Here is a 26,351-nt window from a genome sequence, read left to right as displayed (position 1 = left end):
TAGGTCTAACGCCTTAATAAAAGAGCCGAATTTACCCTATGTGGCTGCGATAGCGGCCACCGAAGTACAAATAGGTACGGACATTACCACTATGACCACAGCTATGAATCGCCTCTATCGCAAGCCCTTACCAGGCACAGCACTCGACTATTTCGATACCCGTGAAGCCGTTGAAGCCATCAGCCCCGGCGCCTACGCTAAACTACCCTACACCTCGCGTGTGTTAGCGGAAAACTTAGTGCGTCGCTGCGAGCCAGAGGCGCTAACCGCCTCACTAAAACAAATTATTGAATCAAAACAGGAACTGGATTTTCCATGGTTCCCGGCCCGCGTGGTGTGCCACGATATTTTAGGGCAAACCGCGCTGGTAGACTTAGCGGGTCTGCGTGATGCGATTGCCGCTAAGGGGGGCGATCCGGCGCAGGTTAACCCTGTGGTTCCGACCCAGCTGATTGTCGACCATTCCCTAGCTGTGGAATATGGTGGTTTCGATAAGGATGCCTTTGCGAAAAACCGCGCCATAGAAGACAGACGCAACGAAGACAGATTCCACTTTATCAACTGGACTCAAAAAGCGTTTAAAAACATCGATGTGATCCCACAGGGCAACGGCATCATGCACCAGATTAACCTGGAGCGTATGTCACCCGTGGTCCATGCCCGTGATGGCGTGGCCTTCCCCGATACCTTAGTGGGCACCGACAGCCATACACCACACGTAGATGCGCTGGGCGTTATCGCTATCGGTGTGGGTGGACTTGAGGCCGAAAGCGTGATGCTGGGCCGCGCCTCATACATGCGTCTACCCGACATTATCGGCGTTGAGCTCACAGGCAAACCTCAGCCGGGCATCACCGCTACCGATATCGTTTTAGCCTTGACCGAATTCCTGCGTAAGGAAAAAGTGGTTTCTTCTTACCTTGAGTTCTTCGGCGAAGGCGCAGAGGCTTTAACCCTTGGCGATCGCGCGACTATCTCTAACATGACGCCAGAATTTGGCGCCACCGCCGCCATGTTCTATATCGACCAACAGACACTGGACTACTTAACCCTGACGGGTCGTAGCGACGAGCAAGTGAAGCTGGTTGAAACCTATGCCAAGACCACAGGTTTGTGGAGCGATGATCTCAAGCAGGCCGAGTACCCACGTACCCTGCATTTTGATCTATCATCGGTAGTGCGTACCATTGCTGGCCCATCAAATCCCCATGCTCGCGTTCCGACTTCAGAGTTGGCCGCGCGCGGCATCAGCGGCGTGGTTGAAAACGAGCCAGGCTTAATGCCAGATGGCGCAGTGATTATTGCGGCCATCACTAGCTGCACTAACACCAGTAACCCACGCAACGTGATTGCGGCGGGCCTGCTGGCACGTAACGCCAATGCCAAAGGCTTAAGCCGTAAACCTTGGGTGAAAACCTCACTTGCCCCCGGCTCTAAGGCGGTACAACTGTATTTAGAAGAAGCCAATCTATTACCCGAGCTTGAGTCCTTAGGCTTTGGTATCGTCGGTTTTGCCTGCACCACCTGTAACGGTATGAGCGGCGCACTCGACCCGATGATTCAGCAGGAAGTGATCGACCGCGATCTTTACGCCACCGCCGTATTATCCGGTAACCGTAACTTCGACGGCCGTATTCACCCTTACGCTAAGCAAGCCTTCCTCGCATCGCCACCGTTAGTGGTTGCCTATGCGATTGCGGGCACCATTCGTTTCGATATTGAGAAAGATGTGTTAGGCCACGATAAAGACGGCAAGCCAGTGCGCTTAATCGATATTTGGCCAACGGATGCCGAAATCGATGCTGTGATTGCGGCAAGCGTGAAGCCAGAGCAGTTCCGCAAAGTCTACGAGCCAATGTTCGACCTGAGCGTCGACTATGGCGATAAAGTCAGCCCACTGTACGACTGGCGTCCACAATCGACCTATATCCGCCGCCCACCTTACTGGGAAGGTGCATTAGCGGGTGAACGCACCCTCAAGGGCATGCGTCCACTCGCGGTATTAGGTGACAACATCACCACAGACCATTTATCGCCATCGAACGCGATTATGATGGACAGCGCGGCGGGCGAATACCTGCACAAGATGGGCCTACCAGAGGAAGACTTTAACTCCTACGCGACCCACAGGGGCGACCATTTAACCGCCCAGCGCGCGACCTTCGCCAACCCTAAACTCAAAAACGAGATGGCGATAGTCGATGGCAAGGTGAAGCAAGGCTCACTGGCGCGTATCGAGCCAGAAGGCCAAGTGACCCGCATGTGGGAAGCCATTGAAACCTATATGGATCGCAAACAGCCGCTGATCATTATCGCTGGTGCCGACTATGGTCAGGGTTCATCCCGTGACTGGGCGGCCAAGGGCGTGCGCTTAGCGGGCGTTGAGGCCATTGTCGCCGAAGGCTTCGAGCGGATTCACCGCACTAACCTAGTCGGTATGGGCGTGTTACCGCTTGAATTCAAAGCGGGCGAGAATCGCGCCACCTATGGCATCGATGGCACCGAGGTGTTTGATGTTGTTGGTGATATCGCGCCACGTGCAGATCTCACCGTTATCATCACCCGTAAAAACGGTGAGCGCGTCGAAGTGCCAGTAACTTGCCGTTTAGATACCGCCGAAGAAGTATCAATCTATGAAGCTGGCGGTGTACTACAGCGTTTTGCGCAGGACTTTTTAGAGTCGAATCTGAAGTAAGGCTCGCGCTAAAAGGCGGTAATGCCGACAAGCTTGCCGCCTATATCAACGCTAACCTTTTCGCTATTCCCCTTGGAGTTAATAGCATGAGCAAGAATCTTTTCCCGCCCCAAATTAAAGTAGCCGCAACCTATATGCGCGGCGGTACCAGTAAAGGGGTATTTTTCCGCCTGCAAGATTTACCCGAAGCAGCCCAAGTATCCGGCCCAGCCCGTGATGCACTACTGCTGCGCGTCATTGGCAGCCCCGACCCCTATGGTAAACAGATTGATGGTATGGGCGGCGCAACTTCCAGCACCAGCAAGACGGTTATTCTGTCTAAAAGCAGCCAAGTCGACCACGATGTTGACTATCTGTTTGGCCAAGTGTCTATCGACAAACCCTTTGTGGATTGGAGCGGTAATTGCGGCAACTTGACCGCCGCCGTCGGCGCATTTGCTATTAGCAATGGGCTGATTGATGCTGATCGCATTCCACAAAACGGTATCTGCACCGTGCGTATTTGGCAGGCCAATATTGCAAAAACCATTATTGCCCATGTGCCGATTACCGATGGCATGGTGCAAGAAACTGGCGATTTTGAGCTCGATGGCGTGACCTTCCCCGCCGCCGAAGTGCAGATCGAATTTATGAACCCCGCCGCTGACGAAGACGGCGATGGTGGCAGCATGTTCCCAACGGGTAATTTAGTGGATGTACTCGAAGTACCCGGGATTGGCAGCTTTAATGCCACCATGATTAACGCGGGTATCCCGACCATTTTTATCAATGCCGAAGACTTGGGTTATACAGGCACTGAGCTGCAGGACGATATCAACAGCGATAACGCTGCCCTTGCCAAGTTTGAAACTATTCGCGCCCATGGCGCACTGCGTATGGGGCTTATCAAACATATTGATGAAGCGGCCGCACGCCAACACACGCCAAAGGTAGCGTTTGTGGCTAAGCCCAAAAGCTATGTGTCATCCAGCGGCAAAGCAGTTGCAGCGGAGGAGATCGATCTTCTGGTACGCGCCCTATCTATGGGCAAACTACACCATGCCATGATGGGCACGGCCGCCGTAGCGATTGGTACCGCGGCGGCGATTCCCGGCACTTTAGTCAATCTCGCGGCAGGCGGTGGTGAGAAGGAAGCGGTACGTTTTGGCCATCCTTCAGGCACCCTTCGCGTCGGCGCACAGGCCATGCAACAAAACGGCGAATGGACAGTGACTAAAGCCATTATGAGCCGCAGCGCCCGAGTGCTGATGGAGGGTTTTGTACGCGTGCCCACCGTATAAAACCAGACAACTGATTCGCACCTTCAAGTTGATTGATATCACCCTATCAATAGAGTTCAACCAAAGGCCTTGCTTCTCCCCCTTCCGGCAAGGTCTTTTTTTATTTATCTTCCCTGCGAGCTGCAATATGTTGGCATTCGGTAAAAAATGCTAAACTTGCGTTGGTCACAGCTGATATTGATAAAAACACCTTACGCTATATAAATCTGTGAATAAATTAACCATTATTTTAATTTTAAAACTGAGATCGCGTCAGTCTCATTCTTAACGCGACATTCCTAAAGTAACGTTAATAATACCTCCCAAAATTGGGGAAAAAGTAGGGAATGATAGGGGTAGCTTTGAGTCAACCAATCCTTAGACTAATCGTTAGCGTGCTCTGCATTCTCAGTTTTGTTGCGGTGCTTCCCGCAGGCTTGGCATTACCGCTTAATGCGGCAAATACACTGCTTAAATTTGAGCATATCCGCAGTGAAGAAGGGTTAAACCAAAACACAATCACCAGCCTATTTATGGACAGTGCTGGCATGCTGTGGATTGGCACTCAAGATGGACTCCATAGCTATAACGGTTACAACTTCAATCTTTTTATCCACTCCCCTAATGATCCTCAAAGCATTTCAGAAAGTTATATCTCGGATATTATCCAAGATGCCCAAGGTTATCTTTGGGTAGGCACTTTTAGCCAAGGTATAAATCGGCTCAATTTAAAAACAGGCACCTTTGAACGCATTGGCATAGAACAGGGTCTCACCGATCCCAGGGTCACTAAACTCAATATTGTCGGCAATACGCTGTGGATTGGCACTCAAAGTGGCTTGTTTTCTTTTTCCACAAGAACAAAACGCTTAACCCAAGTTTCACTAGGAACCAGCGTTGAACCCTATATCACCAGTCTTGCCAATGTTGATAACACCTATTTACTCGCAGGAACCAGGGATAATGGTACCTTTGCTGTAAGTGCAAATACGATTACGCGGCTGAATGTGCCGCAGGATGTGATTGCTTATCAGATTAAAGCCAATTCAAGTCGAGCAATTAGCTTAGCGCTTGGTAATCAGCTCTGGCACTATGATCTGACCACTCAACAAGGGACTATCATCTGGCAAGCAGAAAATAATGTTCCCTATATCAAAGATTTTGTTCAAACATCCCAAGGACAATTCTGGGTCGTCGGACCTGAAGCGGGTTTAATACAATTAGAAAGAGAGGCAGATCAATTCGTTGCCACTTATCATAAATTTGATCCCAAACGTACAAACAGTATCAGTGAAAACAATATCTTATCCCTGCTAGAAGATCCTTTTGGCAATCTATGGCTCGGCGCGAGTTATTCTGGATTGAATAAGATCAACACTCGCCGTCAATATTTTCAGCATCTGTTTGAATATACGACCGAATTACCTCAACAGAGCAATAATGTCCGTAGCCTTTACCGCAGCCAAGATCAGGCACTGTGGATAGGAACAGAAGGCGCTGGCCTTAAGCGGTTAGCACGAAATAGTAAAACATATGAAAACTACAGCACTTTGTTTGCCAAGGCATTAGGGTTAGGGACTCAATACTTAAACCTCACTCTGCGCTCGATTATTCAAGATAAGCAAGGCGTCCTCTGGTTTGCCAGTAACTATGGACTAGGGCGTCTGGCTCCAAACGGTGAATTTAGCCTACTCAATGTAGCAGATAGCAAAGACACCTCAGCAGAAGCGAACTATATCCGCAGTCTAGAGTTAGATGATCAAAATAGGCTCTGGGTAGCGACATCCCATGCGCTATATCGGAAATCCACTGTAAATGATGAATTTACGCCTGTTTCGCTAACAGGCATTGAAAATTTTCATCCTACACAAAACCTGTTACTCACCCTTAGGGCCAATAATAATATTCTGTGGATTGGTTCGCTCAATGGACTAGTAAAATTAGATATACAAACAGGGCATGGCGACGTTTTTTACCATGACCCCCATGACAAAAACAGCATTATCAATAACCGCATTAGGGATATCTTAGTCGCAAGTAATGGTGATATTTGGTTTGCGACCCACGGTGGCATTAGTCGGCTATCGTATCAAACCTTATTGCCCATTTTTAGTGATTATACCCGTGAACAAGGTCTACCCAGCGATACGATTTACGCTCTGCTGGAGGACGATGAGCATCATATTTGGTTCAGTAGCAATGCCGGTATTGGAAAATTAAACCCTACCAATAACAAAATTATTAATTTCAACGAACAGGAAGGCTTACAGGCACTGGAATTTAACGGTGGTGTAAAGCTTAAAGACAGTGATGGCGATCTCTGGTTTGGCGGAATTAATGGCATCAATCGCTTTAACCCTAAAATCCTACCTGACAAAAGGGGTGAAGCGAAGGTAGCACTCACCGCATATAAAATTGCCGGCCAAAAACAGACGATTTTAGATCTGAGTCATCCGCCGAAAATCGTAATGAACTACGCAGATCAATTAGTGAGCTTTGAAATCACCTCACTGGATTTTAGCTATACAGGAAAAAACCGCTTTAGTTATTTCCTCGAAGGATTTGATAACCATTGGCACGATTTACCGACAGGCAATGAAATCACCTTCACTAATATCGATCCAGGCAACTACGTGCTCCATGTGCGCCACTCACTTGAATACAACCGTCAAGGTGACTATACGCTTTTGGTCGATTTAACCGTCAATGCACCTTTTTATCGCACCGAATTGGCCTATGCGCTTTATATTCTACTGACACTGACTCTACTGATATGGATAGTAAAATGGCGCAAACAAAAACGTCGCCAACAACAAGAGTTTGAAACTAGCATTCGTGCATCTGAAGAACGGCTTAAACTGGCGCTTTGGGCTTCGGGCGACGGAATGTGGGACTGGAATATCCAAGAACAACAGGTTTACCGAACGCATACAGATATACCTGTCCCTCAATGGAACCGTCACCATCTACTGCACGACAATGCTCATCCTGAAGATAGGGAAAGATTTAGGCACGAGTTAGCCGAACACCTACAAGGACGCACTCCCTTCTTTGAAGTGGAATACCGCATTGAGCATTCGCCCAACAAATGGGTTTGGATCCTTGAGCGGGGTAAAGTTGTTGAAGCTAATGGGCAGGACCATCCCATTCGTATGACGGGCACAACTCGGGATATTACCTCGCGCAAGCTGATCGAAAACGAGCTGGTACTCTCCTCACAAGTGCTAAATAGCATGAATGAAGCCGTCGTGGTGGCAGGATTAGACTATCGAATCCGTTCGGTAAACCCCGCTTTTAGCAATATAACTGGTTATTCAGAGCGGCAGATTAGTGATAAATACTTAATTCACTTAGCCTATAGTAGAAAACAACGGGATCTGTTTAATAGCATTGAACAGCAACTACTACGCCATAAACATTGGGCGGGAGAAATTTGGATCCGCAATAAGGCCCGTAGAGCAATTTTGGTGTGGCTCGAGATAAATCAAGTAATTGACATAAAAGGTGAAACTAGCCACTTTGTGGCGGTATTTACTGATATTACAGAGCGTAAAAAGGCCGAGGAAGATTTACGTTTCCTCGCAAGCTTTGACACGCTCACAGGGCTGCCTAATCGAACCTTATTCCAAGACCGGCTTAATCACGCGATATCTCAAGCACATAGATCGAATAATATTGTCGCCCTACTGTTTTTAGACCTCGACCGTTTTAAGCACATTAACGACTCTATGGGGCACCACATTGGCGATCTATTACTCAAAGCAGTGGCCCATAGGCTGCAAAATGCCGTCCGCGAAGGAGATACCGTAGCCCGCTTGGGTGGTGATGAATTTACCATTATTCTAGAAGGTGTGGCGAAAACTAAAGCAGCGACGTTAATTTCGGAAAAAGTGCTCAAAGCCTTTCAAGCGCCCTTCTTATTAGAGGACAAATCCCTCACTATCTCCACTTCGATAGGTATCAGTCTCTATCCTAATGATGCTGTAGATGTGGATTCATTAATTAAATTTGCCGATACCGCCATGTACCATGCTAAGGCTCTCGGGCGAAATAACTTTCAGTTTTACACCAATAAACTCAATGAGATGGCGACTCGCCATATGCTGCTCGAAACGGGGTTAAAACAAGCAATCGCCCACAATGAGTTAAGCTTGGTGTATCAACCTAAGTTTTGCCTACGCAATGGCTCTCTGACAGGGCTTGAAGCACTACTGCGCTGGCAGCATTCAGAATTAGGCCCCATTTCTCCCGCCGAGTTTATTCCCCTCGCGGAAGAAACAGGCATGATCAATCAAATAGGCCATTGGGTGATTAACCACGCTTGCCAACAACTGGCCGAATGGAATGAGTTAGGTTTTAGCGATATCACCATGGCCGTTAACTTGTCTGCTAGACAGTTAAAGGCCGATATTATCTCAACCATTGAAGTAGCCCTTGCGGTATCAGGACTTCCCGCCCAGGCTCTTGAGTTGGAGCTAACTGAATCGATGATCATGGGCAACCCACAGGAGTCAGTTAATATCCTCTCAAAACTCAAAGCATTAGGCTTAACCATCGCTGTCGACGATTTCGGTACTGGCTATTCAAGTTTGAGTTACCTTAAACGTTTCCCTATCGATACCTTAAAAATTGACCGCGAGTTTGTGCGCGACATAACCAACGACCCCGATGATGCGGCCATTACCAGCGCGATTATTGCTCTCGCCCACAGCCTAGAGTTGAATGTGGTGGCAGAAGGGGTTGAAACTCAAGAACAACTTAACTTCTTGGCGCTGCAAGGCTGTGATCAAGTCCAAGGCTTTCTGCTGAGTAAACCGCTGAGCGCCAAAGATTGCCAAACACTTTTAATACAACAGATACAAAAGCGGCAAGACGAAAAAGAATAAGGCTCCATAATGGAGCCTTATCGTATTGATTTAGAAACTATTAAGGTGCAATACGCTCAACGCGTCTCACCCAGCCATCAGGGCCTTGAATATGGCCTTTCTGGATATCGGTATACAGCTTGTAGATGCGTTGAATATGCTCACCGACTTCACCGTTGCCCACAGTCACCACTCGGCCATCTTCAAAAATATAGGAACCGACAGCAGACACTACGGCAGCCGTCCCAAAACCACCCGCTTCGATAATCTCACCGGATTCGATATCGGCGATAAACTTATCCAGCATGACCGTCTCTTGGCGCACTTCGCAGCCGAGCAATTCACCCAGCTCCATAATAGATTGCGAGGTAATCGATTTTAAAATGGTATCGGTGAAGGTTGGGATGATCACTGTGCCGTCTTTCAGAATGTGGAAGTGGTTCATCGCGCCCGCTTCTTCAATCTGTTGGTTGTTCGCATCTAAATACAGCACCTGCGAAGCACCAAACTGTGCGGCAGCTTTACCCGCACGCAATGAGGCAGCATAGTTACCCGCTGCTTTAGAGGCGCCAGTACCACCCGATACGGCGCGATGGTAAGTCTTGCTGATCAGTAGACGAATGCCTTTATTCACACCCGCCGCGTAGTAAGCACCACTTGGGCTTAACACCACGCAGAATGTGTAGCGCGAACTTGGGCTTACAGACAGACGGTCTTCGGTCGCAAAAATAAAGGGGCGAATGTATAAACAGGCACCTTCTTGCATCGGGAACCAAAGACGGTCTACGTCGATCAAGGCGTTGATCGCATCGATTTGCATCTGCTCATCAATATTAGGAATGCAGACAATATCCGCAGAGCGATTCATACGCTCGGCGTTTTTGTTGATGCGGAACGTGTAAATTTCGCCATCTTGATGCATAAAGGCTTTTGCGCCTTCGAAGATTGACTGACCATAATGCAGGGCCATCGCACCCGGCGCCATTTCAAACGGGCCATAGGGCACAATACGAGGATCGCGCCACTCACCATCGCGATAATCCATTAAAAACATATGATCGGTTCTGAGGCTACCGAAGCCCACATTTCCTTCGGGCTTGAATTGCTCAGTACGGCGTTCGGACGCAGGTTTTAAATCGTATTTTATTTCCATCGCATACCACCTTGATTACTGAACAAGCAGACTAGGTAGCGACAGGAATAAAGTCAATAGGTGAGATTCATCTAAAAGTCTTAGCCGATAAAATAACCCTGCAAAAATGTCTTATTAGCTTGCCGTAATCTTGAATAGGTTGATTCTACTTCCCTTATTGACTTTGGATTTCCCCCTGCTTCGCCTCAAGCCAACCACCGACGGCTTGTATGGGCTCTTCATTTAGCGTTAACCACACCACCCAAGCTAACTGCGGCGCCTTCTGCGCCGTAGCCGGAATGCTATTGAGGTATTGCTCAAAATACAGTGCTGAATCTGATGCAGCAAACTCCGTCGCACGGACACTCACAGGGATTGATTGCATGCTAAATACAACAAAGTCATGGGTTAACTGCTTATGGCGATTCTCACCGCGTTTAATTTCACTAGTTAACCCTGAGCCGACGAGTGCTAACTGTAAACGTGCTTGACTCAGATCTTTATGCTGCCCCCAAGGTTGCTGTGGCACAAAACTCGCCTCAAGCTGCTGGTTGGCGATACGCACTTTAAGCACACCCACCTCAGGTTGAGGCACGGCAAAAATCTCGGTTAATTCACCCGAAAACCAGCCACGCCACTCCTTAGCATTAATCACAAACTGTGGCGTATACACTTGCCGTGTATGCTTTTGGTTTAAATGTTGATATTGGCGCTCACTAAATGCTTTTTGACCAAAAATATCCCGCCAACCAAGGTAATCCCAATAGGTCACATGAAAGGCTAGCGGAAAATATTTCTGCCATAAATCGGTCTTATTAAACTGCCCAGATAACCAAGCTTCGGCGGGCGGACAACTACTGCATCCCTGCGAGGTGTAAAGTTCGATAATATAAGGACGGGTCACGGCACTCTGCGCTTGAAATGGGGCCAATGTCTGAGCAAATACAGGTTGCCACCACTGCAACCACAAAAGACCAACGAGTAAGATGCATTTCATATTCAATCCTCCTATCACTGAGTGATGAGACCTTGAATTGCACCTAAATCATTCAACTGAGAAGAAAGATGATGTCTGACTATAAAATGATCCCCTGTGCCCATTATGACTACCTTGAGCTGGCTTGCCTTCGGAGCTATTGGCTCAAGATTGAGTTACAGGACGGCAGCCAGTGCCAAGCACGGGCAATTACGACTCAGACCCATGCCGATAAGACTGAATGGCTGGTCGTTGAACATCAAGCGGGCCAGCAAACACTGCGGCTAGATAGCATTATCGCCATCACGCCGACGGATCCCGCTGCTAGTTTTGGCCGTGTTATGATTGCGAGCCAATAACAAAGGAGCAAAAATAAATGGCAAGGATGATTCTGCTGTTGGAATTAGGCGATTGGACTGGTGGTCACCACGGCCAATCTCCCTACTTGGTGGAGTTTGATAGCAAGCGACTCGATTCCCCCTTTGACGTTAGCGAAGGTTGGGGACACGGATTAGGTGGCAGCCGTTATTCGTTGGCACGGTTTGTTGAAACTGAACATTATACTCAACTCAAGCTCCACGCATCTTGGGCTGCGGCCATCATAGCGCAAGATTTACCAACACTGGATATTGAAGCCATCTCCCAAGGCTTGCAGGCACATTATGCCTCGCACAGCCCAAATATTCCGGCAAATCTGGCTCGCTATTTCTAACTGAAGATCTTGTTTTAATTGAAAATCGCGTTGTTGCGACGGATATGACACCAGAATCTCTGGCAGCAATTACCTGATGACGAATAAAGCCAAGTATTAACTTGGCTTTACGACTGACTTAGCTGTCGATCGCGGTTTACGCCTTGGCTACAGCTGCAATCACAGAGACTTCAACCAAATATTCGGGCTCGGCAATCGCCGCCTGTACACAGGCACGGGCAGGCGCATGACCTTGTGGTACCCAAGCGTCCCAAACGGCATTCATGGCATCGTAGTCATTCATATCCTTTAGATAGATAGTGGCTGACAACAAGTGCTCACGGGAACTGCCCGCCTGCGCTAACAGGGTATCAACTTCCTCTAGCATAGTCGTCGTTTGTTCGGTGATGTTTTGATACTTATCCTTCGCCACTTGGCCACATAAGTACACTGTACCTTGGTGGATCACTATGCTGCTCATACGTGTACCAACATCTAAACGGGTAATGCTCATAGGGATAATCTCTTAAATCAGATAGTTAATTCTGTGACCATTTTACCCCGAAAGGCTTAGTTTGTCTGCGAACGAGCGCCCAGCCAGGGTGGATAAAAGCGCGTCATTAGCATGAGCAAACCTAGCGCCGTAAATATCACGCCACACCATACAAACACTGTTGCCACAGATAAATTGACTAACTGAAATCCCACTAATGCCGCAACAGCAGCAATTAATGCGAAGGGCAGTTGAGTCACCACATGGTCATGGGGTAAACAGCCTGAGCTCGTCGCGCTCAGCACGCTGGTATCGGAAATTGGCGAGCAGTGATCGCCAAACACCGAGCCTGCCATCACCGCACTTAATACAGGTAACAGCAAGCTGGCATCCATGTTATGGGCGATTTCTCCGCCGATGGGGATCATAATCGCAAAGGTTCCCCAGCTTGAGCCAGTGGCAAAGGCCATGATAGCGCAGAGTAGGAACATCCCCGCCACCAGCAAACTGGGGGATAAATACCATTTTGCCCAATCGGCCAATAAACTCGCCACGCCCAGATCTTGGATTACAGCACCTATCATCCAAGTGCAGAGTAAAATCGCGATAGCAAAGGCGATCATCCGCACCCCATGGGCTAAATCGCCCAGCAGTTTCCCAATGCTTCGGCCCGACAGCATCAACAATACTAGAGTCACTAACGTCGATAACAAACACGCATCGCGCATCGCAGCGCCAATATCAGCTTTGGCTAACCAAGCCGAAATATCCCATGACGGCACCTGCTGCGCGCCAGACCAGAAAGTTAAACCGACAGAGGCGCACAGTAAGGTCAGCATCGGAATGGACAACAGCCAAGGATTCCCTTGGGTGCTAGGCGATACAATTTCAACATGATCAGCATCCAACGGCTCAGCTCCCAACGCAGCCCTCTCCACAGGATGAAATCCGACCCCAAACCAGGCCACAATCAACGACAAACCTAAAGTTGTAATCGCATAAAAATTGGATAAGGCCACCTCGATAAAGGCTTCAAGGGCTGAAACGGGTAAAAAGCTGAGTCCCGCCAGTAGCGCCATCACATAGGGCCCCCAGCTAGAAAAAGGCAAGAGTGAACAAAGCGGCGACGCATTAGAGTCTACTAAATAAGCCAGTTGCGTCTGACGAATACCATAACGCTGGCTCAACGGTTGGCACACATGGCCCACGGCAAGGCAGCTAAAAATACCATCAATAAACACTAACCAACCCAGCAATACGACACCAATACGCGCTTGTCGGCCCGTACGAATACGCTGATATAACCAATCACCGAACTGCCCTACCGCACCACTTCGGGCAAGTAGCTGTGTCATGCTCCCCAGCAATAACATGGCCATTAGCACGTTTAAATGCCACCATTGCCATACATCTTGGCTATAAAACTGCTTAACGCCTATCTCCACAAGATAACTTAAGCTTTGCAGTATATTGAAGTGGGCAATAATCAAGGCGCCCGAGAGGATACCAACACCTAGGGCAACTAAGGTACGTCGCAACCAAAGGGCTAATACTAGGGTTAACAACAGGGGAAGTATGGCGAGCAAATTCGACAACATGGGCCATTCCGATAAAAAATAAAACCAAGAATACTAACGAGTTAATAACAAATGCAAAAAAACTTAAATTAGCACTCCGTTATCGGGTATTTTTTAGCCAAACGGCAAAGACTGCTATTCCTTATGCTCTTGGCACTGCTAGAATCACAGTCCCATCCAGAAACTATAGGACTCTCCAGATGAGCCTTGAATTACTGTCCAAACTGGAAACCAAGATCCAGGCTACACTCGAAACTATCGAGCTTCTAAAAATGGAGCTAGAGGAAGAGAAGCAAAAGACGTCAACCTTGAGTGAGCAAAACCAACAATTAAGTGAGCAAAACCAACAATTGCAGCAAGAACTGAGTTCTTGGAACGAGAAAGTTACCGGACTTGTTGGCTTGCTCAATAGTGAAATCTAAGCTGTTTTAGTTTGATGATTCTGCGCTTCAATCAATTCGTTCAGCTCTAAGATAGCCTGCTTTACTTTTGGCAGGCTTTTTCTCGGTAATAAAAATCTTCCTTTTTCAAATTCCAATCGACCTAAGTCTTTTACCCATATCACGCCAGTGAGAAAAATACGCGCATGCTTAACAATAAGCTTAGGTGCGTAGACAGGGAAAACTCTCATATAACCCCCTACAGGCATTTTTGTTGTTATTGACCACAGTCATTTGACAGAAAGATGACCAATTGAGTTTCATCGATAAAGAATTATTTTCAAAACTTACAATAAATACAAAATAACAAATTGATTTAATTTATAAAAATAAAGCAATGATAAATACAAATCAAAACGTCAATATTTTGACTATTGACATTATTTTGACGCTTATCTAAAATCATCCGTGTTACTCAGGGTAAAAATGAGCCATATGGCTCAAGTCCGTACTCTCCATTATCGGAAGTACGGTTTTTTTTTGCCTAAATCCTAATACGCATTCTCCGCAAAACTGGTTCAACGTATTGTGGACAATTTGATGCGGCCAATAAAAAAGGAGCGCTCGGCTCCTTTTGTGTTACTTATTCATTATCAATGAGTTAGATTGCAATTAGATGACTAAATCACCGCAATCCTAAGATAATCACTTTCTCGCTAAGTAATAAGCAATGTCTAATAGCTCGTCATAGGACTTAATCGCACCCGTTTCAACACGGTATTTGCCATTCACCACTATTGCAGGCACGCCAGAAAGTTTCGCGTTTTCAGTATCGCGCTTCATTTTCGCCATTTGGGCTTTGACCATAAATGAATCCGCTGCGGCATCAAAAGCTTTACCATCAACGCCATTAGCCACAAATAAGGCACGCACATCGTCACGGCTAGTAAAGTGTTGTTTCTTGTCATGGATGGCAGCAAATAAAGCCGCATCGATTTTTTCATCGACATTGAGTTGATGAGCAACCGCAAAAGCGCGTGACATCTCTACGCCCATTTCTTTGCCGATAAAATCAACGTGGGCTTGGTTAAATTCAACACCTGCCGGCTTTTCAGCCAAAATTTTAGGCACAACCGTTTTCGAAAAGTTGTAGCAATGTGGGCAATAGAAAGAGAAAAACTCGGTGATTTCAGGTTTAGCTGTCGCGGGACCATCATTAATCACAGTGTAATGTACGCCTTCTTTGTATTCCGCTGCCGAAACCGCTAATGGAGCCAATAACAGCGCTGCCGCCATAAGTAATGCTTTTTTCATGAATTTTCCTTAAATCAATTATCTAAAATAGCTGGAGCCTAACATATTTCATTTTTTGAGTGTAACTCAAGCTGAGAGTTCAATCCGTTAGGCAAGAGAGCCACGTAAATCCCACCCTGTTCACACATTTAATAAGGGATCAAACTTAGCGGTGGTTCATTAAGTGCCGCGAGTTGCTCCTTAAATGCCAAAATCTGCTGCTCCCAATACTTTTCATCCCCAAACCATGGGAAATGCATAGGGAAAGCCGGATCTTGCCAACGCCTGCCAATCCAAGCGTTATAGTGCACCATCCGTAATGCGCGTAGGGGTTCAATCAACGCCAGTTGCCGCGTATCGAATTCACAAAATTCCTCATAGGCTTCGAGCAATATCTCGAGTTGCAGTTGCTGCTGTGCCCTATCCCCCGTTAGCATCATCCATAAATCTTGAATGGCAGGTCCCATGCGGGCATCGTCTAAATCCACAAAACCCGGCCCATCGGGTGTCCAAAGAATATTCCCTGGGTGTAGATCGCCATGCAAGCGAATCGGTTTGAAACATTGCTGCGACCAAACGGTGTTGACCTTCGCCAGCACTTGTTCGACCACAGTGAAAAAGGCGACCCGTAGAGAAGTCGGCACTAATTCTGATTGTTTCAACCACGCCAAAGGCTCATCGCCTAAGATTTGCGGATTGAGCGGTTCGCGGGCATGAAAAACCGACTGCACGCCGTACTGATGTATACGACCGATAAAACGGCCAACAAATTCCAACTGTTCTAAATTATCGACCTCAAAGGCTCGACCACCGATGGAAGGAAACAGTGCAAACCGAAAACCTTGGAAATGGTGCAAGGTACGCCCTTGCACTAAGGCTGGCACCGCCATCGGGATTTCCTGCTCGGCAAGCGCGAGGGCAAAATCGTGCTCCTCTTGAATTTGCGCATTGGTCCAACGATTTGGACGATAAAACTTCACTACATAGCGCCGCCCTTCATCACTGCGAAATTGATACACGCGGTTTTCGTAGCTATTGAGTGCAAGTAGGCCCGTTTCAGGGTAAATGCCAAGACTTTCGATAGCATCTAAAATCAAATCCGGTGTTAGAGCTTGAAAAGCAAAGGCCGCTCCCGAATCAGCATTATCGATAGCACTTTGGTGTTGATTTAACGTATCTAGGCTCATTGGAACTCTCTCATTAAATGGTGGCGCGCTCATAAGTGGCGGCTTAACAGCGTGGCAAGGTATTCTAGCACCTCAACATCAGCCTCACGCTCCACACTCAGCCAACAGATATTGCCGTAAAACTCATAATTGAGCCAAAGTGCTGTACCTTCAAACTCCAATAACCATTGATGACGATCGGCTCCCCATTGACGCTCGCGCACGCGGCAATCTAAGGCCTGGGCTAACGGCTCGGCAAAGGTTTCGAAATGATCAAAATCGATATCACCGCTCACACTTAAGCTTAACGCGGCGCTATCTAACTGAATGGCGTTTAATTTCATCTTTACTTCCATCAACTACTGCACGACATAATCAGCCCTTGCCCCCAATCCGGAGGACGCTTGGCCAGATCGTCATGCTCAGCTTGCTCGCTAAACGGTTGACGCAACACTTGGTGCAAACGCTGTAGCGGCGCAAGATCCCCTTCTTCAACGGCGATAATCGCTTCTTGGGCCAAATAGTTGCGCAAAATATACTTGGGATTGATGTTATTACGCGCCTGCTGCCACGCCTCAACATCAGTAACCTTACCAAGCCGCACCTGATATGCCTGATACCAAGTATCGAACTCGTTGAGATCAATAAAATCATCCCGCAAAGGCGTGTGCACACTGCTAGGATCAAGCTGACCAAATCGACGCCAAGTGTTGCTGTAATCCAGCTGATTTTTCTCCATCAACACGGTAAAGCGGCCAATGAGTTCTAAGTCCTGTTGATCCTGCTCGGCTGTCGAATCCGCTCGCTCAGCGAGTCCTAACTTAGCGCGCATCAGCATCAAATAATGCTGCACTAGAGCATGTTGATATTGATTCAAAGCGGCAATTAAATCATCTGACGGGATCACAGGCGTCAACGCCTGCGCTAAACGTTGCAGGTTCCACAGCCCAATGCCGGGCTGCTGCCCAAAGGCATAACGCCCTTCAGGATCGGAATGATTGCAAATAAAGTCTTCTTGGAAGGTATCGAGGAAGGCAAACGGGCCAAAATCGAAACTATCACCAAGAATCGACATATTATCGGTGTTCATCACCCCGTGGGCAAAACCGATAGCCTGCCAATGGGCGATCATCTTGGCGGTATCTTGCACCACCTGTAAAAACCAAGCTTTATAACCCGCCAGATCGCAGCTCAAATGCGGATAATGCTGCTTCAAGGTAAAGTTGAGCAATTGCGTCAGCTTATCGGCTTGACCACGCTCGCTATGGCAGAAAAATTCGAAATGACCGAAACGGATATGGCTGCGCGCCAAACGCACAGTAATGGCTGCGGTTTCTTGGCTCTCGCGCCAAACGGGCATATCAGAGCCGATCACCGCCAAGGCACGGGTCGTTGGCACACCTAAATGGTGCAATGCCTCAGAAACGAGAAACTCCCGCACCGCAGAGCGCATTACTGCTCTGCCATCACCATGACGAGAATAAGGGGTCGGTCCGCCGCCTTTGAGTGCCACATCCCATGTACCATTAGGGCCGATTGCTTCACCGAGGATAATCGAACGCCCATCGCCTAATCTAGGGGTATAGCCACCAAACTGGTGCCCGCTATAAACCTGCGCATAATAGCTTGCACCTTCAACAGCCGCGTTACCCGATAATCCCTGCAATAACGTATCCGTCGGCTGTTGTAAGTCGATTAACTTGGCAGCATCTTCACTCCACGCCAGCCAATGGGGATTGCTTATTCCCTGCGGATAGACTTGAGAGTAAAACTCAGGCAATTGGGTGAAAAAATCCTGTTTGAACCTCATCTCTATCCACCTATTGACTCAAGCTCTTACACACCAGCGCTGACTTATCATCGAGCCCACAGAGGTGCCCACATTGATAAGCACCCGCGCCAAAATAATCATCTTGCTTTAATCTCTGCATACCAAGAGCTTTACGCTGGCATTGTTCCAATGTGTCGTAATAGCCATGAATATCATCAACTTGCAGCGGTGCCGCAGGTGGAGCGCTCACATCGTTATAGTAGAACAAGGTCCACTCAGACGTTTTAGTGCAACCATTCAAGCCAAGGCTGAGGCTAGCAAATAAGATGGCCAAGGGTAATTTCATTTTGACAATTCGGTTAAAACAGCTCGCAACACACTTCATAAAAATAGCCCATAAAAAAAGCGAACCTTAGTTCGCCTTTTGCGCGGTAAGTATCAGGATTCTACACGGCTTTACCCAGTTAAATAACCGCTTTTCGGCTAAGGGTATCTCAAGCGCATTGTTAATCGCGTTTGAGCACCAAAACCTCGAACTCAACTATCGCGGGCAGACAATGCCCTTAGGCCATCGTCGCTTTCGCCTGCGCCTTCTCGATACGGCTAATGCGTCCTTCAAATCCCGTGACTGTGCCATCCGTTAAACCAAGTTTGATCGCCTCTTGGCAGAGCGCAATTGCTTTATCAAAGTCTTGGGTATCGTTTAACAGGGTCGCAAGCTGCATGAAACCTGGGGTTTTAAGCTCAAGATCTTTGGGCTTTTCGGCATTCGCACTGTGGAATAACGCAAGATACAACCCATGCAGCGCTGCACCATAGGCTAAATATTCGGCCGATTTGCGCTGCTTATAGCACTCGCCAATCACGTTTTGTAATGCGTTATAGCGCACCAGCGCAGTCTCTGCACTTTGGTATTCTTCCGCTGCACGTTGCAGGGTCACGTTTGCCCAAGGACCAAGTTCTGCAAGCGAATCATCTTTTACCAAGTGAGTGTTCGCTACCTCAGGCGAACTCTCGACGCTTTCTTTAGCCTTAACGGGCGCATCGACGACTACTGGCTCTTCTTGAGCCTCACTCGCTTTGATGACCGGAGCTTCATCCTTAGGAGAGACAGGCTGCGCCGTTGTAGCCTCTTTGTCATCGGTAGAATGAACATCCGCGACGATAATCACACTATCACTATTGGTTGAAGCAGAGATGTCGACATCGATAATATCTTCACTCAGCTCAACGCGATTGGCTGGCTCAAGTTCCCTTGGCATTAATTCGACTTCGGGCGCTTTCGTAGTAGAGTGAGCATCCTCAGGCGCGTGATGAGCTGTCGGAGCAACCTCAGGTACAGATTCGGTCACAGCAGGCGAAGCACTGGTATCCCTTGTCTTTTCGGTTGATTTCTTCGCCATCATTGCCTCTTGTTCTTCCTTCGCCAAGCGCTGGGCACGACGAAATAGAAATACTCCGATAGCGATCAGTATAAAAACGACCAAGACCTTCATTCTTCTTCACCTTTAATGGCTGCTTCCCATCAGAAGCGATTGCAGTTGGCTTGCCTACGCGACTTAATAACCTACAATTGGCAAGGGTTCTGTCCAAAAGTTGAGCAGAGATTAACCGCTATTAAAGTCCATAGTGTCTGTGTAAATCAAGTATTTATGCCGTTTTATCCGATCTTGCGCGCAAATCGACGGGCGCAATTAGGCTAGACTGTTAGGGTTTATGACCATTTGCAAAAAATTAAGGAAAGCCTAATGCAAAACATTCTGATCGTTGCCCACGCCAGCCCCTATGGCACTGAAAAACTCTTCAATAGCCTCCGCATTGCGTTAGCATTGAAGGACCAAACCGAGCAACAAGTTGATTTAAAAATATTTTTAATGTCAGATGCGGTGTTTGGCGCCCTTAAGCATCAAACAACCCCTGACTTAAGTTACAACCTACAACAGATGTTTGAGATCCTAAGCGCTCAGCAAGTCCCGATTTTACTTTGTAAAACCTGCGCACAAGCACGCGGAGTGAATATGGAGATGCTACTCGAAGGCGCACAAATTGGCACTTTGCAGGATCTTACTCGATGGACGTTGGACGCCGATAAGGTGATGCATATTTAAAGTCCTATTTTGTGCGCATCTTCATAAATTGAGACTTCAATTTTGAACAAGCCCGAGCCGCTGCTTATGATGGGATTAACCGAGTAACAGACTAAGGTATTCCCATGGACTCAGCGGCCCTACTCACAGGCAAACTGCGCTACGAGCATCAAACCATTAGCGCGATGGCGAAGATCTATTGCAAAGCTAAGCACCAAGGCCAAACGGCATCCGGCCTGTGTGAAGAATGTTTAGCACTGCTAGAGTATGCAGCCGTTCGCCTCGACCGTTGTCCCTATGGGCAAGATAAGCCCACCTGCAATAAGTGCCCAGTGCATTGCTACAAGCCCGCCCAAAAGGCGCAGGTCAAAGAGATCATGATTTTCGCGGGGCCGAGAATGCTGTTACCGCACCCCATTCGTGCAATCAAACACTTACTGGCCGAGCGTCATCCCGTACCTGCGTCAGTCCCCGAAGCCGCATCTAATCGTCATCAACGCATCGCCATTTCACAGAAAAATACCTAGGAATGCTTTTTCGCCTCGAATTTCCCTGATATAACAGGTCGTCGAGGTGACAAAATGAACGAATTTAATACATTTTTTGCTCAAGCCTATTGGTGGTTATCCCTATTTGGTGGCTTACATTGCCTCGCGTTAGCTATTTATATTCGTTACTTTTATCATTCGGACAATAATCAAAAGCTATTGGCGGCTTTTCTAAGTCTCATCGCACTGTATTTTCTGACGGGAATGCTTAACCGTGATAACACGCCAATTCCTATCCACATATTATTTAATTTGCTTGCCCCGATTTATTTTTTACTCATGCCACTGCTTTACCTCTATTGCAAACGCAGTTTAGAGCAACATACTGAGCCTATTGGTTTTTCATGGCATTATTGGCCGGCGATTATCACACTACTGCTTGCAGTTATAGATATTACTTTGCGGCTCAACTTACATAAAAACGCCATTTGGTTTCAGGCTGAATTCTTTAATAATCCGCTGACGATCGATTTCAGCCACTGGAGTTTAGCAATGCCGTTGTTGCTGTTTACTCAAACAGCTGCCTATTTTGTCGCTCTGTGGCATCTACTTAAACAATATAAAGTCAGTCAACCGCCATTGAGCGATGCACCACAGGACACCTTGAAACTCATCCGGTTCCGCTGGTTATTTGGCCTAACCTTAGCGATGTTATTTAACTGGCTACTGCGTGTATTTGTGGTTGTGCTGCCTTTTTATCTAGGCGACTCGCTTTCAGCCTTATCCCACGCCTTACCCCGCTTAAGCTTACTATTAAGTTTTTACTTACTTGCCGCCTATGGTCTAAAGCAGATCACTCGCACAGCGTATTTGAAAGGCCATTTATCAGTGCCTAAACCCAAAGTTGAATCTTCATCTTCAGGAGTGCTCACCCCAGAGGAGTTTGAATTTATTCAGCAACTGCAGCAAGAATCGAACGATAGCAAGGAAAAATCGACTACCACGCCCAATCCACCTCAGAACTAAACCATCGCTTAGCAATCAAAACTGGCAGCATGTCTTATTGAAAAACTGAATCCGAGCTGACATTAACGCAGCTTTAGGCTGTCATTTGTGACAACAAAGGGTAGTCTGATGGAACCAAGACTTAAGGAGGAACGCCATGAAATCAATTTTATCTTTTGTTGTCGCATCGACCTGCTTGATTGCCAGTTTACTGGCACCAGCTGCGCAAGCAGATGATAGTTACACTGAGGCTTTAAAAAATTTTCACCAAGCCAAAGAAACCCGCAAATTTTTTGATACCGCCTATGGCTACGCCCTCTTTCCAACAGTTGGCAAAGGTGGGATTGGTATTGGCGCCGCCTACGGCAAAGGTCGGGTTTTTCAAGCGGGACAATATATGGGAGACTCCAGCCTAACCCAGCTATCTATTGGATTTCAATTAGGTGGACAAGCCTATAGTGAAATCATCTTCTTTAAAGATGCCAAATCCTACAATGAGTTCACCAGTGGCAGTTTTGAGTTTGATGCCCAAGCCTCTGCCGTTGCCATTAATATGGGCGCTAACGCCAAAGCGGGCACCACAGGCAACTCGGCAGGCGCTGGTCAAGCCGGTGGTAATCAATCTGCCACCGCAGCCTATATCAATGGCATGGCGGTCTTTACCGTTGCCAAGGGTGGACTAATGTTTGAAGCCGCACTGGCGGGACAATCTTTTACCTTCGAGCCTAGAGCTAACTAAGATTACAAGACTGCTTCCAGAAAACCTCTGAACTCGAAAAGCTCAGAGGTTTTGTTTTAATTACGCTTTAACCTACTCATGTCCCCAAGGAACTGGCGGTAAAGGCTGCGGTTGGGTTAGATCAAAATCCACTTGAAAATGACGAGCTTCCCGAGTGAGTAAATAACTGAAGGTGTTTGGCGTAACTTCTATATGCCACACATTGGTGACAGACTGGGTTAGGCCATTTTGCATAAAGTTATCAATCGATGCCTGATCGATGGGAAATGATTGCTTTTGACTGGTTCCCATACTGACGGTATCGCCACCATACATAGTGACTTTATCTTCAGTCCCATCTTGATGGCGGTGATCGTGCTTTAACCTTAACCCCTGATCCGTTTTAGTGATCACCCAAGTACGGGAATGGTCGTCTCCCACATGGAATGGGATTTTCAGCTCAGTATCGCTGCACTCTCGCACATGCATCACTAATGACTTATCACGAAAAGCCGCATCGGCGCTGTCCTTTGAGACGACTTTACCCGCAAACGCTTTACCGCAATGGGCGGCTAATTGATTGAAGAAAGTCTCTTGTTCTATGGCAAGTGCAGGTTTGGGAGTCGCATTGGCAAATACTGGCGTTGCCATCCATAGGCCGACAATTCCAAGACGTGCTAAGGTGATAGTTTGCATTATGTTTTCCATGGGAAATTCAATGCAAAACACGCTAACACAGGGGAATAAATTTAAACTTAATTCCCCTGTACTTGTGAAGGATTACCAACCGATGTAAAGACGAGAACGGTTACCTAAACGTTTTTTGATAAAGCGTGCCGTGATAATACTACCCACCATCAGGAAGAGAAAAATCGCGGCCGAGAACAGAATACTCGTGATAGCAGACCCAGGCGGAAAACGGAAACGGAATATCGTTGCAGTGGTATTAAACAACATATCGAACAGCGGATGGATAAAGAAAATCGCAAAACTCATTTCGGCGATTTCGATAAGCCAAGGTAAGCGACTACGTTTTGACAGCCAATCACAGAAGTTAAGCACCAACACACACAGGCTCAGTTTTTGGATAAACTGCCAGTCGATGCCGTTATATTCAAACGGCGCTTTATGGTAGTTACCAATGTGCTGCACTATGTAGCTTTGCTCGACCAGACTGACGATCAGGAAGATCACCGCTAATGCACTGAAAATCGAGCCATAGCGCGTCACAATATGTTCATCTTGGGAGTATAGAATACCAATCAAATAGAAAGGCATATAGTAAACCACTGAATGGATGAAGTTGACGTTACCTATGGGTCTGTGGAGTAGGATTGCCACTACACAACTCAGCACAAATAGCGTCCAACGCATTTGCTGCGAGCAGCGGATAAACCACAAAAACACTGGCGAGAATAAAAACACCGCCATGATAAACGGGATATACCAGTGCGGATACAAGATGTAGCCATTTCGTACGGTATAAAAAATACTGAGCAACAACTGTTCAAGTGGCTGATGCTCCATAAAAATCCAGCGTAAACTTAAGCAGAATAAGCCAACAGCGGAAACCACTAAGAAGGGATAAAGCACATTTTGCACTTTATTCTTCATGAACTTACCGTAATCGAAATCCTTATAAAAAATCCGATGAAAAAAATAACCAGAGATAAACACGAACAACGCCGTGCCTCCCCTGAGTAAATTTTCCAGCAATAACGGAAACCCTTCCCCAGAGTTATAAATACTGTGGCCAAGCACGATAAAAATAATCGCGATGCCACGCATGTAGGTAAATTCGAGCTGATTTTTTCTCATATTAATTCATCGCACAGTAGAGGGTTCTTCCCTCAACAACACTTGCAGAAACCCGGATGGTGCCATGGATTTCCGGCTCATTGAACACCAAATACTGACCTTCGCGCTGAAAGGTGAACCCCAAAGGTAACAGAGTTGCAGCTTCAATGCCCTCACAATAATTTTGTAAAGGTACATCTAACAAAGGACTACCATTTAGATTTAAGTTACTGAATTGTGAACTCATCCCTAAATAGGCTTGGGTCATTTCTTCTTGATAGGGCACCACATAAAACCCGGAGCGCACCTCACCCACATCGATAAAACTGCTGCTATCGCTCACACTCGGCATCACCAATAACGGTACTTTCGGGTCCTGCACATCCTTAAGCAACTGTGTCAGTTTTTGCTCCGTCGCCGGATAGTAGGCCAGCATATCCTGCAGCCGTTTCTTCTGCGTCATATTCTGCCCAACAGGAGGCGCAATCGGCTTAATGCGGCCGAGCAGTAAATCCACGGGCAACATGCCCGACATCACCGACTCCTTCCACACATAGGCATCTTGAGTGCTATCTAACAGTATTCCCGCAAGTGCGCCGATATTCTCAGCTTCGGCCGTCCAACCGCCAAGCATTTGCTGCTGTTGATAATAATCCTGCACATATTGCAGCAGTATCTGTTGATAACCGAGATAGGTTTGGTTTTGGCTCAGGAAGCGCGCGCCCGCAATCAACTCAACGTATTTTGCACTGCCTTCGACTAAATCACTCACATAACTGACTTTATCTTCGTTAGGCGCCGTTTGACGCCATGCCTGCAACCAGTAAGCCGCATGGCCTAAGTACAATGCTTGTTGCTCGGGCTGTTTTAAGGCTGACATGAGCGAGTTGAATAACTGAAGACGGTAATAGCGCGCATCAAAATTAAGCGGGTAGACCTCCCCTTCATAGCGGCGAGCGTCCTCTAATACACGCCACTCGGATTGAGCGTAAAAATGAAACGCCTCATGTACGCTATTGCCAGCCCAAATCACGAAAGGCAAATCGGCAGTTTTTGTCGTACTATCAAATTGAATCGTGGGAGACTCTAGCTGGATCAGCACACCAGCCAACCCTTGATACTGAGGAAAACCAAAATTAACTGATAGACCAGAGTGAAGGTTAACTGACTCTAACACACTGTTGTCTTTAATAATCTCACCACCGGGCTGACGTAACCAAACACTGCCCGCATAGCTGAAGAGGTGGACTTTATCGTCGAGACGAAATCCCGGCCACAGAGTTTCACTCTGACGACTAGTTTGAGCCATAAAATCGAGGTACAGACGAGCGAGTTGTTCTGGCGAGGCCTTATCGGCGAACACGGGAGTGGCGGCAGAGACTCCTATCAACCACAGGATCACCACCATAATATTTTTCATTTATTTGCCTAAACACACACAATGGGTTCACAAAACAGCGCTAGCATATAGCGCAATTGCGTAATAGTGAAACGTTTAACAGAAAATTTTTTTACCCTCAAAAAACTAAGCCAACTCATCTTCATTAACCACTAATAAAATCATATTTTTAAGGTTTAATGCACAGAGACATCAGGATTTAGGCGTTGTCGGCTCATCGCCAAACCACAACGCTAACTTAGCCGCAGCCAGTGATTTAACCTCATCATCAATATAAAGCGTTACCATAGTCAACGCCGCCGCTAACGCCCCTAAATCATCAGTAAAACCGACTAACGGCGTTAAATCGGGAATCGCATCTAAAGGCGAGATAAAATACGCCAAGGCCCCAAAAATTACCGACTTGGCCCACGTAGGTGTATTAGGCTTTTGCGCAGCATAGTAAAGCCACAAAGCACGCTCAACCACCTCACGCCCAGCCTGGCGACCAAACATTTTGATTTTGTTCCAAAAACCAGTTTCAGTGAATTGCTCTTCTGCCATGTCTACTTCCTAATTT

25 protein-coding genes are annotated in these 26,351 nt (G+C 47.2%); 10 read left to right on the top strand and 15 right to left on the bottom strand.

Annotated features, from left to right (window positions below):
- Positions 1 to 91 precede the first annotated feature (91 nt).
- The 3 genes from acnD (at position 92) to IEY09_RS11305 (ending at position 8,840) form a co-directional block, all read left to right on the top strand.
- Positions 92 to 2,695, top strand: coding sequence for a Fe/S-dependent 2-methylisocitrate dehydratase AcnD (acnD, locus tag IEY09_RS11315; RefSeq protein WP_188871111.1), 2,604 nt, complete (start codon positions 92 to 94; stop codon positions 2,693 to 2,695).
- A gap of 86 nt (positions 2,696 to 2,781) precedes the next feature.
- Positions 2,782 to 3,975 carry a 2-methylaconitate cis-trans isomerase PrpF gene (prpF, locus tag IEY09_RS11310; RefSeq protein ID WP_188871109.1) on the top strand — a complete coding sequence of 398 codons (1,194 nt, stop codon included), beginning with the start codon at positions 2,782 to 2,784 and terminating at the stop codon, positions 3,973 to 3,975.
- A gap of 326 nt (positions 3,976 to 4,301) precedes the next feature.
- Complete coding sequence (locus IEY09_RS11305) at positions 4,302 to 8,840, top strand: EAL domain-containing protein (RefSeq protein ID WP_188871108.1); 4,539 nt, start codon at positions 4,302 to 4,304, stop codon at positions 8,838 to 8,840.
- Between the two features lie 40 nt (positions 8,841 to 8,880).
- On the opposite strand, the gene IEY09_RS11300 is transcribed toward IEY09_RS11305, so the two are convergent.
- A complete protein-coding gene (locus IEY09_RS11300; protein WP_037413731.1) occupies positions 8,881 to 9,972 on the bottom strand; it encodes a branched-chain amino acid aminotransferase in 1,092 nt (363 codons plus the stop codon).
- Between the two features lie 154 nt (positions 9,973 to 10,126).
- Positions 10,127 to 10,948, bottom strand: a complete 822-nt coding sequence (locus tag IEY09_RS11295; RefSeq protein ID WP_055647885.1) for a DUF1223 domain-containing protein — start codon at positions 10,946 to 10,948, stop codon at positions 10,127 to 10,129.
- 71 nt (positions 10,949 to 11,019) lie between these two features.
- Between IEY09_RS11295 and IEY09_RS11290 the strand changes: the two genes are divergently transcribed.
- Both IEY09_RS11290 and IEY09_RS11285 read left to right on the top strand, forming a co-directional pair.
- Positions 11,020 to 11,286: a Rho-binding antiterminator gene (locus IEY09_RS11290; RefSeq protein WP_037413736.1), complete on the top strand. Its 267-nt coding sequence runs from the start codon at positions 11,020 to 11,022 to the stop codon at positions 11,284 to 11,286.
- A gap of 17 nt (positions 11,287 to 11,303) precedes the next feature.
- Entirely contained in the window at positions 11,304 to 11,639 is a 336-nt protein-coding gene (locus IEY09_RS11285; RefSeq protein WP_037413738.1) for a hypothetical protein, read from the top strand.
- 136 nt (positions 11,640 to 11,775) lie between these two features.
- Here the strand turns inward: IEY09_RS11285 and IEY09_RS11280 are convergent, their stop codons facing one another.
- Positions 11,776 to 12,132, bottom strand: a complete 357-nt coding sequence (locus IEY09_RS11280; protein WP_037413739.1) for a RidA family protein — start codon at positions 12,130 to 12,132, stop codon at positions 11,776 to 11,778.
- Positions 12,133 to 12,188: 56 nt separating this feature from the next.
- A complete protein-coding gene (locus tag IEY09_RS11275; protein WP_188871106.1) occupies positions 12,189 to 13,709 on the bottom strand; it encodes a Na+/H+ antiporter NhaC family protein in 1,521 nt (506 codons plus the stop codon).
- Between the two features lie 179 nt (positions 13,710 to 13,888).
- On the opposite strand from IEY09_RS11275, the gene IEY09_RS11270 reads away from it, so the two are divergent.
- Entirely contained in the window at positions 13,889 to 14,110 is a 222-nt protein-coding gene (locus IEY09_RS11270; protein WP_037413745.1) for a cell division protein ZapB, read from the top strand.
- On the opposite strand, the gene IEY09_RS11265 is transcribed toward IEY09_RS11270, so the two are convergent.
- From IEY09_RS11265 to IEY09_RS11235, 7 genes are all read right to left on the bottom strand, one after another.
- Positions 14,107 to 14,319 carry a DUF1107 domain-containing protein gene (locus IEY09_RS11265; RefSeq protein WP_011070699.1) on the bottom strand — a complete coding sequence of 71 codons (213 nt, stop codon included), beginning with the start codon at positions 14,317 to 14,319 and terminating at the stop codon, positions 14,107 to 14,109. The genes IEY09_RS11270 and IEY09_RS11265 overlap by 4 nt on opposite strands.
- Positions 14,320 to 14,773: 454 nt before the next feature.
- The gene (locus tag IEY09_RS11260) at positions 14,774 to 15,382 is read right to left on the bottom strand and encodes a thiol:disulfide interchange protein DsbA/DsbL (protein WP_047534208.1); all 609 of its coding nucleotides are present in this window, start codon (positions 15,380 to 15,382) and stop codon (positions 14,774 to 14,776) included.
- 128 nt (positions 15,383 to 15,510) lie between these two features.
- Positions 15,511 to 16,548 (bottom strand): serine/threonine protein kinase, encoded by a 1,038-nt coding sequence (locus tag IEY09_RS11255; RefSeq protein WP_188871104.1) that lies wholly within the window; start codon positions 16,546 to 16,548, stop codon positions 15,511 to 15,513.
- Between the two features lie 29 nt (positions 16,549 to 16,577).
- The gene (locus IEY09_RS11250; protein ID WP_229777873.1) at positions 16,578 to 16,871 is read right to left on the bottom strand and encodes a DUF3630 family protein; all 294 of its coding nucleotides are present in this window, start codon (positions 16,869 to 16,871) and stop codon (positions 16,578 to 16,580) included.
- An 11-nt stretch (positions 16,872 to 16,882) separates the two neighbouring features.
- Positions 16,883 to 18,337, bottom strand: coding sequence for a protein adenylyltransferase SelO (locus tag IEY09_RS11245; RefSeq protein ID WP_188871100.1), 1,455 nt, complete (start codon positions 18,335 to 18,337; stop codon positions 16,883 to 16,885).
- Positions 18,338 to 18,347: 10 nt separating this feature from the next.
- Positions 18,348 to 18,644 carry a hypothetical protein gene (locus IEY09_RS11240; RefSeq protein WP_188871098.1) on the bottom strand — a complete coding sequence of 99 codons (297 nt, stop codon included), beginning with the start codon at positions 18,642 to 18,644 and terminating at the stop codon, positions 18,348 to 18,350.
- A gap of 217 nt (positions 18,645 to 18,861) precedes the next feature.
- Complete coding sequence (locus IEY09_RS11235) at positions 18,862 to 19,794, bottom strand: hypothetical protein (protein WP_188871096.1); 933 nt, start codon at positions 19,792 to 19,794, stop codon at positions 18,862 to 18,864.
- Positions 19,795 to 20,046: 252 nt separating this feature from the next.
- On the opposite strand from IEY09_RS11235, the gene IEY09_RS11230 reads away from it, so the two are divergent.
- From IEY09_RS11230 to IEY09_RS11215, 4 genes are all read left to right on the top strand, one after another.
- A complete protein-coding gene (locus tag IEY09_RS11230) occupies positions 20,047 to 20,406 on the top strand; it encodes a DsrE/DsrF/TusD sulfur relay family protein (protein ID WP_188871094.1) in 360 nt (119 codons plus the stop codon).
- A gap of 104 nt (positions 20,407 to 20,510) precedes the next feature.
- A complete protein-coding gene (locus tag IEY09_RS11225; RefSeq protein WP_037413759.1) occupies positions 20,511 to 20,912 on the top strand; it encodes a nitrous oxide-stimulated promoter family protein in 402 nt (133 codons plus the stop codon).
- A gap of 54 nt (positions 20,913 to 20,966) precedes the next feature.
- Positions 20,967 to 21,899, top strand: coding sequence for a hypothetical protein (locus tag IEY09_RS11220; protein ID WP_037413761.1), 933 nt, complete (start codon positions 20,967 to 20,969; stop codon positions 21,897 to 21,899).
- A gap of 136 nt (positions 21,900 to 22,035) precedes the next feature.
- Entirely contained in the window at positions 22,036 to 22,617 is a 582-nt protein-coding gene (locus IEY09_RS11215) for a YSC84-related protein (protein WP_037413762.1), read from the top strand.
- 72 nt (positions 22,618 to 22,689) lie between these two features.
- Here IEY09_RS11215 and IEY09_RS11210 read toward each other — a convergent pair whose 3' ends face one another.
- The 4 genes from IEY09_RS11210 to IEY09_RS11195 form a co-directional block, all read right to left on the bottom strand.
- Complete coding sequence (locus IEY09_RS11210) at positions 22,690 to 23,247, bottom strand: hypothetical protein (RefSeq protein ID WP_229777880.1); 558 nt, start codon at positions 23,245 to 23,247, stop codon at positions 22,690 to 22,692.
- A 129-nt stretch (positions 23,248 to 23,376) separates the two neighbouring features.
- Positions 23,377 to 24,414, bottom strand: a complete 1,038-nt coding sequence (locus IEY09_RS11205) for an acyltransferase family protein (protein WP_188871090.1) — start codon at positions 24,412 to 24,414, stop codon at positions 23,377 to 23,379.
- 1 nt (position 24,415) lies between these two features.
- Positions 24,416 to 25,813: a hypothetical protein gene (locus tag IEY09_RS11200; protein ID WP_188871088.1), complete on the bottom strand. Its 1,398-nt coding sequence runs from the start codon at positions 25,811 to 25,813 to the stop codon at positions 24,416 to 24,418.
- 171 nt (positions 25,814 to 25,984) lie between these two features.
- Positions 25,985 to 26,335 carry a YkvA family protein gene (locus IEY09_RS11195; protein WP_037413772.1) on the bottom strand — a complete coding sequence of 117 codons (351 nt, stop codon included), beginning with the start codon at positions 26,333 to 26,335 and terminating at the stop codon, positions 25,985 to 25,987.
- Between the last annotated feature and the right edge of the window lie 16 nt (positions 26,336 to 26,351).

This window comes from Shewanella xiamenensis (assembly GCF_014647135.1).
Lineage (GTDB): Bacteria > Pseudomonadota > Gammaproteobacteria > Enterobacterales > Shewanellaceae > Shewanella > Shewanella xiamenensis.
The sequence above is the reverse complement of the archived record's forward strand: the minus strand, read 5'-3'. Positions and strand labels throughout refer to the sequence as shown.

Coding starts and splice junctions, on each gene's coding strand:
- acnD (WP_188871111.1), top strand. CDS start 92: ATGACCACAGCTATGAATCGCCTCTATCGCAAGCCCTTACCAGGCACA.
- prpF (WP_188871109.1), top strand. CDS start 2,782: ATGAGCAAGAATCTTTTCCCGCCCCAAATTAAAGTAGCCGCAACCTAT.
- IEY09_RS11305 (WP_188871108.1), top strand. CDS start 4,302: ATGATAGGGGTAGCTTTGAGTCAACCAATCCTTAGACTAATCGTTAGC.
- IEY09_RS11300 (WP_037413731.1), bottom strand. CDS start 9,972: ATGGAAATAAAATACGATTTAAAACCTGCGTCCGAACGCCGTACTGAG.
- IEY09_RS11295 (WP_055647885.1), bottom strand. CDS start 10,948: ATGAAATGCATCTTACTCGTTGGTCTTTTGTGGTTGCAGTGGTGGCAA.
- IEY09_RS11290 (WP_037413736.1), top strand. CDS start 11,020: ATGTCTGACTATAAAATGATCCCCTGTGCCCATTATGACTACCTTGAG.
- IEY09_RS11285 (WP_037413738.1), top strand. CDS start 11,304: ATGGCAAGGATGATTCTGCTGTTGGAATTAGGCGATTGGACTGGTGGT.
- IEY09_RS11280 (WP_037413739.1), bottom strand. CDS start 12,132: ATGAGCATTACCCGTTTAGATGTTGGTACACGTATGAGCAGCATAGTG.
- IEY09_RS11275 (WP_188871106.1), bottom strand. CDS start 13,709: ATGTTGTCGAATTTGCTCGCCATACTTCCCCTGTTGTTAACCCTAGTA.
- IEY09_RS11270 (WP_037413745.1), top strand. CDS start 13,889: ATGAGCCTTGAATTACTGTCCAAACTGGAAACCAAGATCCAGGCTACA.
- IEY09_RS11265 (WP_011070699.1), bottom strand. CDS start 14,319: ATGAGAGTTTTCCCTGTCTACGCACCTAAGCTTATTGTTAAGCATGCG.
- IEY09_RS11260 (WP_047534208.1), bottom strand. CDS start 15,382: ATGAAAAAAGCATTACTTATGGCGGCAGCGCTGTTATTGGCTCCATTA.
- IEY09_RS11255 (WP_188871104.1), bottom strand. CDS start 16,548: ATGAGCCTAGATACGTTAAATCAACACCAAAGTGCTATCGATAATGCT.
- IEY09_RS11250 (WP_229777873.1), bottom strand. CDS start 16,871: ATGAAATTAAACGCCATTCAGTTAGATAGCGCCGCGTTAAGCTTAAGT.
- IEY09_RS11245 (WP_188871100.1), bottom strand. CDS start 18,337: ATGAGGTTCAAACAGGATTTTTTCACCCAATTGCCTGAGTTTTACTCT.
- IEY09_RS11240 (WP_188871098.1), bottom strand. CDS start 18,644: ATGAAATTACCCTTGGCCATCTTATTTGCTAGCCTCAGCCTTGGCTTG.
- IEY09_RS11235 (WP_188871096.1), bottom strand. CDS start 19,794: ATGAAGGTCTTGGTCGTTTTTATACTGATCGCTATCGGAGTATTTCTA.
- IEY09_RS11230 (WP_188871094.1), top strand. CDS start 20,047: ATGCAAAACATTCTGATCGTTGCCCACGCCAGCCCCTATGGCACTGAA.
- IEY09_RS11225 (WP_037413759.1), top strand. CDS start 20,511: ATGGACTCAGCGGCCCTACTCACAGGCAAACTGCGCTACGAGCATCAA.
- IEY09_RS11220 (WP_037413761.1), top strand. CDS start 20,967: ATGAACGAATTTAATACATTTTTTGCTCAAGCCTATTGGTGGTTATCC.
- IEY09_RS11215 (WP_037413762.1), top strand. CDS start 22,036: ATGAAATCAATTTTATCTTTTGTTGTCGCATCGACCTGCTTGATTGCC.
- IEY09_RS11210 (WP_229777880.1), bottom strand. CDS start 23,247: ATGGCAACGCCAGTATTTGCCAATGCGACTCCCAAACCTGCACTTGCC.
- IEY09_RS11205 (WP_188871090.1), bottom strand. CDS start 24,414: ATGAGAAAAAATCAGCTCGAATTTACCTACATGCGTGGCATCGCGATT.
- IEY09_RS11200 (WP_188871088.1), bottom strand. CDS start 25,813: ATGAAAAATATTATGGTGGTGATCCTGTGGTTGATAGGAGTCTCTGCC.
- IEY09_RS11195 (WP_037413772.1), bottom strand. CDS start 26,335: ATGGCAGAAGAGCAATTCACTGAAACTGGTTTTTGGAACAAAATCAAA.